Annotated in this window: 13 protein-coding genes; 4 read left to right on the top strand and 9 right to left on the bottom strand. The window is 67.5% G+C overall.

Annotated features, from left to right (window positions below; genetic code table 11):
- Positions 1 to 7: 7 nt before the first annotated feature.
- The 3 genes from ACNPNP_RS07960 (at position 8) to ACNPNP_RS07950 (ending at position 2,213) form a co-directional block, all read left to right on the top strand.
- The gene (locus ACNPNP_RS07960) at positions 8 to 940 is read left to right on the top strand and encodes an SPFH domain-containing protein (RefSeq protein WP_448965512.1); all 933 of its coding nucleotides are present in this window, start codon (positions 8 to 10) and stop codon (positions 938 to 940) included.
- Complete coding sequence (locus tag ACNPNP_RS07955; RefSeq protein ID WP_448965511.1) at positions 937 to 1,716, top strand: glycerophosphodiester phosphodiesterase family protein; 780 nt, start codon at positions 937 to 939, stop codon at positions 1,714 to 1,716. The genes ACNPNP_RS07960 and ACNPNP_RS07955 overlap by 4 nt, the downstream gene beginning before the upstream one ends.
- Positions 1,717 to 1,829: 113 nt before the next feature.
- Positions 1,830 to 2,213, top strand: coding sequence for an RNA polymerase-binding protein RbpA (locus tag ACNPNP_RS07950; protein WP_259061815.1), 384 nt, complete (start codon positions 1,830 to 1,832; stop codon positions 2,211 to 2,213).
- Here ACNPNP_RS07950 and lnt read toward each other — a convergent pair.
- The 9 genes from lnt to ACNPNP_RS07905 form a co-directional block, all read right to left on the bottom strand.
- A complete protein-coding gene (gene lnt / locus ACNPNP_RS07945; protein WP_448965510.1) occupies positions 2,210 to 3,763 on the bottom strand; it encodes an apolipoprotein N-acyltransferase in 1,554 nt (517 codons plus the stop codon). The two genes, ACNPNP_RS07950 and lnt, sit on opposite strands and share 4 nt — an antisense overlap.
- An 11-nt stretch (positions 3,764 to 3,774) precedes the next feature.
- Positions 3,775 to 6,249: a DEAD/DEAH box helicase gene (locus ACNPNP_RS07940; protein ID WP_448965509.1), complete on the bottom strand. Its 2,475-nt coding sequence runs from the start codon at positions 6,247 to 6,249 to the stop codon at positions 3,775 to 3,777.
- The gene (tatC, locus tag ACNPNP_RS07935; protein WP_448966145.1) at positions 6,246 to 7,007 is read right to left on the bottom strand and encodes a twin-arginine translocase subunit TatC; all 762 of its coding nucleotides are present in this window, start codon (positions 7,005 to 7,007) and stop codon (positions 6,246 to 6,248) included. The genes ACNPNP_RS07940 and tatC overlap by 4 nt, the downstream gene beginning before the upstream one ends.
- Positions 7,008 to 7,069: 62 nt before the next feature.
- Entirely contained in the window at positions 7,070 to 7,321 is a 252-nt protein-coding gene (gene tatA, locus ACNPNP_RS07930) for a Sec-independent protein translocase subunit TatA (RefSeq protein ID WP_448966144.1), read from the bottom strand.
- A gap of 48 nt (positions 7,322 to 7,369) precedes the next feature.
- On the bottom strand, positions 7,370 to 8,341 hold the full coding sequence (locus ACNPNP_RS07925; protein ID WP_448965508.1) for a helix-turn-helix transcriptional regulator: 972 nt from the start codon (positions 8,339 to 8,341) through the stop codon (positions 7,370 to 7,372).
- Entirely contained in the window at positions 8,341 to 9,339 is a 999-nt protein-coding gene (locus tag ACNPNP_RS07920) for a helix-turn-helix transcriptional regulator (protein ID WP_448965507.1), read from the bottom strand. The genes ACNPNP_RS07925 and ACNPNP_RS07920 overlap by 1 nt, the downstream gene beginning before the upstream one ends.
- On the bottom strand, positions 9,339 to 10,313 hold the full coding sequence (locus tag ACNPNP_RS07915; RefSeq protein ID WP_448965506.1) for an FKBP-type peptidyl-prolyl cis-trans isomerase: 975 nt from the start codon (positions 10,311 to 10,313) through the stop codon (positions 9,339 to 9,341). The genes ACNPNP_RS07920 and ACNPNP_RS07915 overlap by 1 nt, the downstream gene beginning before the upstream one ends.
- A 10-nt stretch (positions 10,314 to 10,323) precedes the next feature.
- Complete coding sequence (locus ACNPNP_RS07910) at positions 10,324 to 11,340, bottom strand: tRNA (adenine-N1)-methyltransferase (protein WP_448965505.1); 1,017 nt, start codon at positions 11,338 to 11,340, stop codon at positions 10,324 to 10,326.
- Positions 11,337 to 11,993, bottom strand: coding sequence for an HAD family hydrolase (locus ACNPNP_RS07905; protein ID WP_448966143.1), 657 nt, complete (start codon positions 11,991 to 11,993; stop codon positions 11,337 to 11,339). The genes ACNPNP_RS07910 and ACNPNP_RS07905 overlap by 4 nt, the downstream gene beginning before the upstream one ends.
- 122 nt (positions 11,994 to 12,115) lie before the next feature.
- Between ACNPNP_RS07905 and ACNPNP_RS07900 the strand changes: the two genes are divergently transcribed.
- Positions 12,116 to 12,941: PAC2 family protein (locus ACNPNP_RS07900; RefSeq protein ID WP_448965504.1), on the top strand; the 826-nt coding region annotated here is incomplete at its 3' end.

Here is a 12,941-nt window from a genome sequence, read left to right as displayed (position 1 = left end):
AGAAATCGTGAACGACTCCTCGTTCATCCCGACCGCGATCGGCTGGATCCTCGCGATCGCCGTCATCATCTTCGTGGTGGTCACCGTCGCGCGCTCGATCCGCATCATCCCCCAGGCCACGGCCGGCGTGGTCGAGCGCCTCGGCAGGTACCACAAGACCCTGATGCCGGGCCTCAACATCCTGGTGCCCTTCATCGACCGCCTGCGCCCGCTCATCGACATGCGCGAACAGGTGGTGTCGTTCCCTCCGCAGCCCGTCATCACCGAGGACAACCTCGTCGTCTCGATCGACACGGTCGTGTACTTCCAGGTCACCGACGCCCGTGCAGCGACGTATGAGATCGCGAACTACCTCGGCGCCGTCGAGCAGCTCACGACCACCACGCTGCGCAACGTCGTCGGTGGGCTCAACCTCGAAGAGGCGCTCACCAGTCGTGACAACATCAACGGGCAGTTGCGCGTCGTGCTCGACGAGGCCACCGGCAAGTGGGGCATCCGCGTCGGACGCGTCGAGCTGAAGGCCATCGACCCGCCCCTGTCGATCCAGGACTCGATGGAGAAGCAGATGCGCGCAGAGCGGGATCGCCGCGCGGCGATCCTGACCGCCGAGGGCACGAAGCAGTCGGCGATCCTCGAGGCGGAGGGTGCGCGTCAGGCTGAGATCCTCCGAGCCGAGGGTGACAAGCAGGCCGCCGTCCTGCGTGCGCAGGGCGAGGCCGAGGCGATCCAGAACGTCTTCGCATCCATCCACCAGGGCGCCCCGGACGACAAGCTCCTCGCCTACCAGTACCTGCAGATGCTCCCGAAGATCGCCGACAGCGAGTCCAGCAAGCTCTGGATCATCCCGAGCGAGCTCACCGAGGCGCTCAAGGGCATCGGCAGCGCCTTCACCCCGCGCCCCGGTGCCGGCCAGCCGCCTGCAGGCACCCCCGGCGCGTGACGCACCCGTACTTCCTCAAGGCACGGCATCCCCGAGTCCTCGCCCATCGCGGTCTGCCGACCGTCGCGGGCGGGGACTCCCCGTCGGATGCCGTCTGGGAGAACACGGCGGCGTCCTTCGCCGCCGCACAGGCCGCCGGTGCGGAATACATCGAGACGGATTGCCAGGTCACGGCGGACGGCGACGTGGTGCTGTTCCACGACGAGACGCTGACGCGCCTGCTGGCCGACGATCGCCGCGTCGAGGACGTCCGCACCGGTGAACTCGCAGAACTCCTCGCGCCGCACGGCGGGCTGCTCACCGTCACTGAGATGCTCGACACGCTCCCGGAGACCCGCTTCAACATCGACGTGAAGACGGATGCCGCGACCGCTCCCCTGGGTCGGATCATCGCCCCGCACGCGCACCGAGTGCTCTTGACGAGCTTCTCCGACGCTCGCCGCCGGCGCGCGGTCGATGCCGTCCTCGCCGCAGGTGCCGAGATGCGCCCCGCGACGTCCGCTGGCCGAGGCACGATGGGGCTGGTGCGCCTGCTCAGCGCTCTGCGCCTTACCGGCTCGCACGTGCTGCGCGACATCGACGCGCTCCAGATACCCGAGCGGTACGGGCCGATCCGAGTGCTCACGCCCTCTCTTCTGAGGGCGGCGCACCGCCACGACGTCGAGGTGCACGTGTGGACCGTCAACGATCCGGACGAGATGAGACGTCTCATCGGACAGGGCGTCGACGGCATCGTCACGGACCAGGCGGATGCGGCGCTGAAGACGCTGTTCTGAGCCGATTGCACGGCGGACTGGGATTCGGCTGTGAATAGCGCCGGGAATCCGCCTGCGTTGAGCGCGCGCACAGACTGGAGCGCTATACCTGACAGCGACGAGAGGACCACAAAATGGCAGATCGCAGCCTGCGCGGCATCCGACTCGGCGCCCAGAGCCTACAGAGCGAAGAGGGCGTCGTTTTCATGGAACGCCGCGAGACCACGTACAAGTGCGACACGTGTGATCACGTGACCACGCTGATGTTCTCGGCCGACGCCGAGCCGCCCCAGACCTGGGAGTGCCGCTCCTGCGGTGCCGAGGCCGTGCTGCGGGTCGATGGCCAGACCATCACTCCCGACGCCACCGACGAGAAGGTCGCGCGCACCCACTGGGACATGCTGCTCGAGCGCCGCTCACGCGCCGAGCTGGAAGAGCTCCTCGAGGAGCGCCTCGCATTCATCCGTGCCCGCCGTGGCGCCGGTGAGGACCCGACCCGCGAGAAGATCGGCGCCTAACGCCGACGACGGGCGCGCCACCACCCGAACAACAGCGCGCCCAGTCCGCCCCACAGCAGCAGCTGCTGCACCCAGGGCCCAAGGACGACACCAGCTGTGAGGCCGGTGCGCAGCTCGACATCCTCGAGCAGCGCGCCGGCCTCATCCGCATCCAGCGCGGCCACCGTCGTTCCATCGGAACGGATGATCTGACTGCGGCCGACGGTCGAGATGTTCACCACGCTGCGTCCGGTCTCGATCGCGCGCATGCGCGCGAACGCCAGTTGCTGCAGGTTCTCGTCGGTCCCGCGGAAGTCCGCGTTGTTCGTCTGGAACACCAGCACCTGAGCACCGCCGTGGATGCCCTCGGTGATCACCTCGTCGTAGATCACGTCGAAGCAGATCGCCAGCCCCACGGGAACGTCGCCGACCTCGACCAGAGGCGCGTTCGTGCCGTGCGTGTACTCACGTCCGATCAGTCCGATGAGATCCGGGACGATCGCGTTGTAGAAATCACGGTCCGGCACGTACTCGCCGAACGGGACGGGGAAGCGCTTGTCGTGCGTCTGGGCGGCTTCCCCCTCCTGAGTCCACAGCATCGTCGTGTTGAAGAACTCATCGCCGCGACCCGTCGCGGCATTGGCGAGCAGCGGCGCATCCACACGCGTGGCGATCATCGTCATCCGTCGCGCCAGCGCGGCATCCTGGAACGGGTCGTAGTCGAGGCCGCCTTCCGGCCACACGAGAAGATCCATCTCCTCGCCGAACAACGGCTCGGTCGCCTCCGTCTGCGCCTGGATGACCGCATAGGGATCGCGGTCGTCGAAATAGCCGGTCGGACCGTTGCCCTGCACAGCACCGATCCGCATGGTCCCCGAGGAGGTCGTCGGGAAGAGCGGCGTCGCGAACAGGACGAGGACGACAGCGGCAGGGACGAGCAAAGCGGGTGGCCTGCGCCACAGCCGCAGCCGGACCGTCTCCACGAGCATCGCCACCGCGAACACGATGAGGAAGCTCAGCCCGCTCACCCCGACCCACGACGACAGCGCCCCCAACGGGCTCTCCGACTGCGTCATACCGATACGCGCCCAGGGAAAGCCCGTGTACGGCCACGAGCCCAGGAGGAGCTCTCGCCCCACCCACAGCGCTCCGATCACCGCAGGAAGGCCCACAAGGCGCCCTACGGGCCCGGGAAGGGCCCGGGGCATCCATCGGTAGGCGAGCGCGATCGGGATGACCGCAACGGCCGTCAGCGCCGCCTCGAGCGATGCCAGCGCAGCCCACGGGATGACCCCGAGATAGCGCGATGTCCACGACACCAGCAGGAAGAAGAACACCGCGCCGTAGATCAGGCCGACCAGCAGCGCACCCCCGGCCCTTCGTCCGATCAGCGAGATGAGCAGCAGGCCGACGGCGACGAAAGCCAAGGGCCAGATGCTCGCCTCCGGATAGGACAGGTTCATGACGAACCCGGCGGCAGCCGCGACCACCGCCGCGAGCCACAGCGGCAGAAGGGGGCGTCGCAGCGCGGGTCGGGCGCGACCGGTACGGTCGACGGCGGGTGAAGGCATCCGTTGCATTCTCACATCGACGAGTACGAGACGATGCCGCGCCGCACCCCGTCGAGCGCCTGACGCGCAGTACGGGCGACCTCGGCATCCTCCGCGACGATCGACAACTGGTCGAGCAGGTCGATCGTCTGCTTCGCCCAGCGCACGAAATCACCGGCGGCCATGTCCGCGTCGACCAGCACCCGATCCAGCAGCGCCCCGCGTGCCCAGGCGTGCATCGCACCGGCGAGGCCGGCGGCGAGCGGCTCGGAGCCGGGCAGGTGATGGTCCTGCTCGAGGTCATCGAGCTCCGACCACAGCGCGGTCGTCTTCTCGTATGCGCTGCGGAACGCGCCGCGCGGCAGTCCGCGCTCACCGGAATTCGCCTCGTCGCGACGAGGCTCATAGACCAGGCAGCACGCCATGGCGGCCAGCGAAGGCGCATCGAGGCCCTTCCACAATCCCTGGCGCAGCGACTCGGCCACCAGCAGATCGCGCTCACCGTAGATGCGCCTCATCGTGCGCCCCGCCTCGGTGAGGGCGGTGTCATCTCCCGTGCCGGTGACGTAATCCAGCGTCGCGAGCACCTCGACCACCCGGTCGAAGACCCGCGCGACCGTACCGGTGCGCGTCTCGATCTGCGCACGCGTGCGGTCGGTCTGCCGCTTGAGTTTCCAATAGCGCTCCGCCCAGCGGGCATGCGCCTCGCGGTCGGGGCATCCGTGGCAGCCGTGGCGCTGCATCTTCGTCCGCAGGGAGTGGATGCGCTTCATCCGCTTGTCCCGCGCGGTGCGAGGTGCGTGAGAGTCCTGGCGGTTCTTCTTCTCCAGGTCGCTGAGCTCACGTCGGATCCCGGCGTACTCGAGGAAATCGCCGTGCTCGCACGTCATCGCCGTGACGTAACCCGCGAGCGACTCCTCTGCCTCGCGCACCTGCCTGGCGAGGCCCACCACGGCGCGATCGGCCTGGAACTGCGCGAAGGACGACTCGAGGATCTGGCGGGCACGAGGACGACCGAACATGTCGATCAGGTTGACCGCCATGTTGTACGTGGGGCGGAAACTGGAGTTCAGCGGGTAGGTGCGCCTGGACGCGAGAGCGGCGACCGCCTGAGGATCCATGCCCTCTGTCCACTGCACGACGGCGTGCCCTTCGACGTCGATGCCCCGTCGGCCGGCACGCCCGGTCAGCTGGGTGTACTCCCCCGACGTGATCGCGACTCGTGCCTCGCCGTTGAACTTCTCCATCTTCTCCAGGACGACGGTCCTGGCGGGCATGTTGATGCCGAGCGCGAGGGTCTCGGTCGCGAAGACGACTTTGACGAGTTTGCGGCGGTAGAGCTCCTCGACGACCTCTTTGAACGCGGGCAGGAGCCCGGCATGGTGCGAGGCGATCCCCCGCTCGAGGTTCTCGACCCACTCGAAGTACCCGAGCACCCCGAGGTCCTCGTCCTGCAGCGACCGGGTGCGCTCCTCCACGAGCTCGCGTATCTCCGCGCGCTCCTCCGCTGACGTCAGGCGCAGCCCAGAGCGACGCACCTGCTGCACGGCCGCGTCGCAGCCGACCCTGCTGAAGATGAAGAAGATCGCAGGCAGCAGGTTGGTGCGCTCCAGGAGCCGGATGACCTCGGGTCGGTCCATCCGTTCGATGCGCTGCGCATTCGCCGCCCGCACCGGACGACGTCCGCCGCGTTGCGGGCGTGGACTCTGACGCCCTGCATGCTTGCCGCTGACGTACGACTGGGCCTGTTTGTTGCTGTCGTAGCGCGACCCGGTGAAGGACCGGATGCGCATCAGCTCCTGATTCACGGTCGCTGTGGCGATCCCGGCACGATCATCGAACAGGGGCAGCAGGTCGTCTCGCACCAGCACATGCTGTTCGAGCGGCACGGGACGGGTCTCCGAGACGATCACCTCGGTGTCGCCGCGCACGGTGTCGAGCCAGTCCCCGAACTCCTCGGCGTTCGACACCGTCGCACTGAGCGACACCAACCGCACCTGCGCCGGCAGGTGGATGATGACCTCTTCCCAGACGGCCCCGCGGAAACGATCGGCAAGGTAGTGCACCTCGTCCATGATCACGTAGCGCAGATCGGCCAGCGCTGCCGAATCGGCGTAGATCATGTTCCGTAGCACCTCGGTCGTCATCACGACGATCCTGGCGTTGCCGTTGATGTTCGTGTCGCCAGTGAGCAGGCCCACCTGGTCGGCGCCGTACACGTCGACGAGCTCGCGGAACTTCTGATTCGACAGCGCCTTCATCGGCGTGGTGTAGAACGCCTTGTCCTTCGGCGTCTGCATCGCCAGGTGGATGGCGAACTCGCCGACGATCGTCTTGCCCGCCCCGGTGGGCGCCGCCACGAGGACGCTGTTGCCGCGCTCGAGCGCGTGACAGCCCTCGACCTGGAACTCGTCCAGATCGAAGCTCTGACGAGCGGCGAACGCAGCGGTCTCGGGGTGGGATGCCGCGTCTCTGGCAGCGGCATATCGCTCTGCAGGAGAGGTCATACCTCGACGTCCGGGAGCAGGCCCTCTGACTTCGCTCGCTTGGTCTTGCGACGATCGAAGAGCATGGACAGACCTGCAGCGGCGAAGAACAGCACGACGAGGATCCCGGCGAGCATCAGCATGCTGACCACGTCGGCCGCCGGCGTCGCGAGAGCGGCGAACACGGTCGCGATGAGGATCGCCACTCGCCATCCCTTGAGGATCGCGCGTCCCGACATCACCCCGGCGACATTCAGCGCGACGAGGAAGACGGGGAGCACGAACGAGACACCGACCACGAGCATCAGCTTGAGGCTGAAGTCGTAGAACTGCTTGGCCTCGAAGAGGTTGTTGGCGCCTTCCGGGGTGAAGGTCGCCATCAGCTCGATCACATGAGGGACGACGAGCGCGCCGACGTAGCATCCGATGAAGAACAGCGGAACCGCGGACGCGACGAACCCGACCGTGTACTTGATCTCCTTGCGGGTGAGACCGGGCATGATGAACGCCCAGATCTGCCACAGCCACACCGGCGCCGCCAGGAAGATCCCCAGGGAGAACGCGATGCGCATCCGGAGATCGAACGGCGACGTCACGGAGGAGAACGTCAGCCCGACCAGGTCGTCGCCTCTCGCCTCCGCGATCTTCTGCACCGGTTCTGTGATGAACGCGATCACAGGGTCGGAGAGGAAGAAGCCAAGGATCATGGCGACCACGAGTGCTGCCGCAGAGATCATCAGCCGTCGGCGCAACTCCACGAGGTGGCCGCCGAGCGACATTCGGCGTTCATTGCGTGGCTTGTCACTCGCGGCCGACTGCTTGTCGATCGCGGTCACAGTCGTCAGGTGGTGGTGCCGCTGTCAGACCGGGGCGAAACGGTGCCCTGGTCCGATGCCGTCGACGTGTTGGTGACGTCGGCCGGTGCCTGATCGGCCTTGCCGTCGTCGTCCTTCATCGCCTTCATCTCGCCCTTGAACAGTCGCGCGGACTGTCCCATGCTCTTCGCAAGTGCCGGGAGCTTCGCTGCTCCGAACAACAACAGGATGACGAGCACGAGTACGAGCAGATGCCAACCGGTCAATCCAGCCATGATTCCCTCCAGGGATCGAAGTCTTCGTGCAGTCTACCTGCGGATCGGGTGTTATGGGTGACGGTAGAGAGCGAGTCCGTCTGCAGCCCACTCGCGAGTGGCGGTGCGGGCGGCCTCGGGCTGGAGCACCTCGAGGTGTCCGCCGAAGCGACCGGCGACCCGTTTGATGCTCCGAGGATCGGCGATGGGCACCTGCACCGTGACGAAACCGCGCTGGAGCTCGGAGTTCTCCGCGCGCACGTAGTCCCCGAGGAGGGGCACCAGTCGCTCGGGAAGCCTGATCGTCACCTCATCGTCATCGCTGATCGTCCCGAAGGCGTCAGGCAGCAGCTCGTCGGCGTGCGTGATGGGGATGTCGGTCAGTTCGGGCTCGCTGACGCGATCGAGGTGGAAGGTGCGCATCGCCTCGCGCAGGTGGCACCAGCCCTGCAGGTACCACTGCCCGCCGGTGATCAGCACCTGCACGGGGTCGACGGTGCGGGTCGTGGCCGGAGCATCCGGTGCCTGATAGCGGAACGACACCGCGACGCCACGGCTCAACGCGTTCGACACCGCGTCGCGCACCTCATCGACGGCATCAGGCGCGATGACGACCTCGGCTGGAGCGTTCGCCGACGCTCGGGAGAGCTTCGCCAGGAGCCCCGCCACGAGACCCGAGTTCGACACGGCAGGCACCGCCGCGACGACCTGCAGGCCTGCGAGCAGCGCAGCGGCTTCGCGCGCAGTGAACCGCGGCACCCGGCGGAGTCCGACGTCGTTGGTGATCTCGATGACGCCTTCCTCATCGAGGAGGTCCCAGTTGATGTCGAACATCTCGTGGGGCTGCTGCCAGTAGCCGGCGTCGCCGGGGAGCCCTATGACCGTGAGCTTCTCGACCATCGCGCGCATCTCGTCGACGGTCACGCCGAACTCGCCTGCTGCTTCATCGAGCGAGACCTGGCCACGCTCGAGCAGGTACGGCACGAGAGTGAGGTAGGCGCGCACGCGATCCGATGCGAGCACCGGCTTCGATTTCGCGGCCATCAGCGTCCCCCCTCGTCGTGTGCGGCGTCGTGCGCGGCGATCGTCGCTTCGAGTCTGGCGATCACGGCGTCGCGCAGCACGGCAGGCTCGACCACGCGCACCTCAGGGCCGTACGAGGCGAGTTCATCGGCGAAGATGTGCACATCCACGAACGGCACATTGAAACCCTGCACCTGCGGGGTCGCGCGTCTGCCGAGCCGCAGGGCCGCCTCGGTACCCGGAGTGATCTCGAGCAGCGCGGAGTTGCGGGAGGCGACCGCTTCGAGACCGGCCAGCGCGCGCTCCCCCGCACCTTCTCTGAGTCCCGCATCGAAACTCTGCCTGGTCAACGTGACATCCCCGACGATGCGGCTGAGCAGGAAGGTGCGTTCGTCGTCCGCATCGAGATCGATCCCGTACACATGCCAGCGCGCCTCGTAGTCGAGCAGGGCCAGCGGCTCGACCCGCCGTCGACGCGGTGACTGCTCACCCGGCTTGAGGTAGTCGAAGCTGACGACGCGGCAATCCTCGATCGCACTCTGAAGCGGCGCGAAACTGGCATCGCGCACGGTGATGCGCGGCGCGAACCCGATGATCGGCTCGTCGCCGTCGATTCCGAGGGCCCTGATCTTGCGCACACCTGCCTGGGCGTCGGCGGATGAGGACTCCGCGCTCCAGACGCTGCCTGCCAGGGTCAGCACGGCGAGTTCTGCCGCGCTGAACTCGATGTCCTCCGGCAGGTCGTACTCCGCCTTCGGGATCCGGTACCTGGCCTCGCGGAGGTCATTGGGATCACCAGGGTCGCCGATCGTCTCGATCGGGACGCCGAGCGAGCGCAACTCGTCCTTGTCGCGCTCGAACATCTTCTCCAGCGCGTCGGCGCGCGTGCCCGCATCGGCACGCTGCCGGTACCCGGAGATGTTGTCGAGGATCTGCTGTTTCGTGAGCCCGATCTCCGTGGCCATCAACGCCACGACGAGGTTCGTCTGGCGCTCTTCGGGCGGGATCCGGGCGGCCATCACTGCGCGGGCGCCGCTGGCGGATCGATGCCGAGGATGTCGACGACGAAGACGAGCGTGGAGTTCGGCGGTACCGCCCCGCCGCCCGCTTCCCCGTAGCCGAGCTCCGGCGGGATCACGATGAGCACCTGCGATCCGACCGTCTGCCCCGCGAGTCCCTGCGTCATACCGGGGATCAGCGCGGCGAGGTCGAATGCCGTCGCGCCGCGATCCCACGACGAATCGAAGACGGTCTTGTCCGCCCACGTCACTCCGGTGTAGTTGACGAGCACGGTGTCGTCCTCTGCGACCTTCTCGCCGTCGCCCTTGATGAGTGTCTGCGTCACGAGCTCGGTCGGCGCCGCGCTGTCCGGCACGATGATCCCAGGACGTCCGTCGGCCGCACGCACCACGGTGGGCATCCCCGCTGCGTCGTTGTACTGCGGAGCCCCTTCGGCCTTCGAGGGGAAGACCTTCACGACGTCGAAGACCGCGACGACGGACTCGTCCTCGCCGAGCTGGAAGCTGGCCAGGTTCTGCGCCCCGAAGTCCTCGGCGGAGATCACCGAGAGCACTCGGGTGCCCTCCGTGGCGCATTCCAGCGCCTCGCCGAATGCGGGAACCCTCTGCGCCCAGTAGTCGATGCTCACGAGCTGCGCCTGATCCTCGTCGAACGCGGTTCCTGCGACGGCTTCGCCTGTCTCGCCGGAATACAGGGCGAACTCGAGCACCACGCTCTGCGTCGGCGAAGTGAGGGCAGGGCCGTCGCCGACGACGACGTCGCTGAACGAGGTCTTCTCCGCTCCGACCGGCGTGAACAGCTCGACCTCGGGCTTCTCGCCCACTTCGCCCGTGATCGTCGCGATGTCGTCGATACCGCTCGTCGACGCTGCGCGATCGCACGCGGCGCCGCCGGAAGCGGGCGCCGTGGCGCACCCGGTCAGGGCGACGAGGGCGAGACTGAGTGTGGCCAGAGCGGCAGACGTTTTACGCACGCTCTCCAGTCTATTGCGATCGCTCTTCGGAATCGCGCGAAGCCGATGCCCGGCGCGCTCCGTCTGCTGCCTTCGTGGCCTCTCGGACACGCTTGCGCAGGTTCTTGTCGGTGATCTCGCGGTCCCCCACCGCACCGGGCGTCCACGTCTCGACGTCCGCATCCCCGTAACTCGATTTCGACGCGCGACGCTTCACCTCGGGCGCGATCGTGCCAGGAGCGAGGCGGCGTGCGGTGAGCAGGAATCCGGTGTGCGCGACCATGCGGTGATCCGGTCGCACCGCGAGTCCCTCGACGTGCCAGCCGCGCACCATGGTCTCGGAGGCATCAGGGTCGGTGAACAGGCCGGTGCCGCGGATGTACTCCGCGACACGCGAGAGCTGCGTGGCCGTGGCGACGTAGCAGAGCACCACACCACCAGGGGTCAACGCATCCGCGACGACGTCCATGACCTCCCACGGTGCGAGCATGTCGAGCACGACGCGATCCACGGTTCCCGCTGCGAGTTCGGCGGGCAGTGCCTCGAGAAGATCGCCCACCACGACCCGCCACGTGTCTGGCGTCTCTCCGAAGAACGTCTCGACATTGGCTCTCGCCACGTCGGCGAAGTCGTCCCTGCGCTCGAACGAGACCAGGGTGCCCGTCGGGCCGACAGCGCGCAGCAGCGACAGCGAGAGCGCCCCGGAACCGACCCCGGCCTCGACGACCGTCGCGCCGGGGAAGATGTCCGCCTGCATGACGATCTGTGCGGCGTCCTTCGGATACACGATCGCCGCACCGCGCGGCATCGACATGGCGAAGTCACGCAGCAGAGGGCGCAGCGCGAGGTACTCGTGCCCTGAGCTGTTGGCGACCACCGAGCCGTCCGGCAGCCCGATCAGGTCACGGTGCCTGAGCACGCCGTGGTGGGTGTGGAGCTCGCCGTCCTCGCTGAGGGTGACGGTGTGGAGTCGGTTCTTCGGCCCCGTCAGCTGCACGCGATCGCCGTCGCGGAACGGGCCGCTCTGCCGCGCGGAAGCGACGCTCATCGCACCACGTCCTGGGTCAGATCGGCCCTGACCGACGAGTACAGGTCGATGATGTCCTGCGCGGTCCTGTCCTCGAGTGTGGGCCAGAGCGCGTGCGCACCCACCGTCTCGAGCGACACCATGTGCGGGACGCCGAGGGTGACGGCACCGGAGGCGAGACCGGCTCGCAGGCCCGTCGGGGAGTCCTCGATCACGAGGGTCTCCTCGATGTCGATGTCGAGCAGGCCGGCCGCCTTCAGATACGGCTCCGGATGAGGCTTGGGCTGTTCGACGTCGTCACCGGCGACGACCTCCTCGAAGGCCTCGAACTCGATGAGTTCGACGACGCTGAGTGCCATGCGTCGCAGCGACATCGTCACGAGCGCGGTGCGGATGCCGTTGGCGTGGAGATCGCGCAGCAGCGCTTTGGCACCGGGACGGAAGGGCACGCCCTGCGTCGCCAGTGAGGTGCGCACGTCATCCGTCAGCCGGTCGACGATCGCGTCCGGCTCCATGTCGACGCCTGCCTCCCTGAGCAGCATGGCGCTGTCGAGCAGACCGTTCCCGACCAGCTGCAGCGCCTGCTCGTGCGACCAGGTTCCGCCGAAGGACTGCACCATCGCCGTCTCCGCCGCCATCCAGTACGGCTCGGTGTCGACCAGTGTTCCATCCATGTCCCAGAGGACCGCGCGCGGCTTTTGACTCACTTCTCCATGCTAGCCCGGCCGGTGTCCCATACCGTCTGACGCGGACTAGCCTGGAGGGATACCTGCGTTCGCGATGGAAGGAGAATTCGATGGATGCACTCGGAAACCGCATCGTCGTCGTCGCGTTCGATGGCTGGAACGATGCCGGTGAAGCGGCGAGCGGCGCGATCGAGATGCTGCGTGAGAGCACGGAGTACGAGCTCGTGCACACCGTCGACCCCGAGCTGTACTTCGACTACCAGTACACTCGCCCGTCGACCAAGATGGACGCCACCGGACATCGGGACCTGCGCTGGCCGGAGGCTGCACTGTGGCGCCCTGCGGCACCGTCGGGCGACGGCGCACCGGAGTTCTGGCTCCTCACAGGGGTCGAACCCGCCCGCACCTGGCAGGCGTTCGCGAACGAGTTCATCGACATCGCGCTGCGTGACGACGTCACGGGATTCATCACGCTCGGCGCGATGCTGTCCGACGTGCCGCACACCCGACCGATCTCGATCTTCGCCTCGAGCGCGAACGAGCAGGTGCGCGAGGCGCTCGGTCTCGAACGCTCCCTCTACGAGGGGCCGGTGGGCATCCTCAGCGTGATCGAGCACTTCGCCGAGCGCGCCGGCATCCCGACGGCCAATCTCTGGGCGAGCGTGCCGCACTACGTCGCATCCGCCGCCCCTTCCCCGAAGGCCACTCTCGCCCTGCTCGACCGTCTGGAGGAGCTCACCGGCATCGACATGCCCCGTGAGCGACTGCGCACGGATGCCGCGACCTGGGAGGCGTCGATCGACGCCGCAGCGGCCGACGACGAGGAGATGACCGAGTACATCCATCAGCTCGAGCGCACGCGCGACACCTGGGACTCGCCCGAGGCGTCCGGAGACGCGATCGCGCAGGCGTTCGAGCGCTACCTGCGCGGGGGGC

Source organism: Microbacterium xerophyticum (assembly GCF_053543555.1).
The sequence above is the reverse complement of the archived record's forward strand: the minus strand, read 5'-3'. Positions and strand labels throughout refer to the sequence as shown.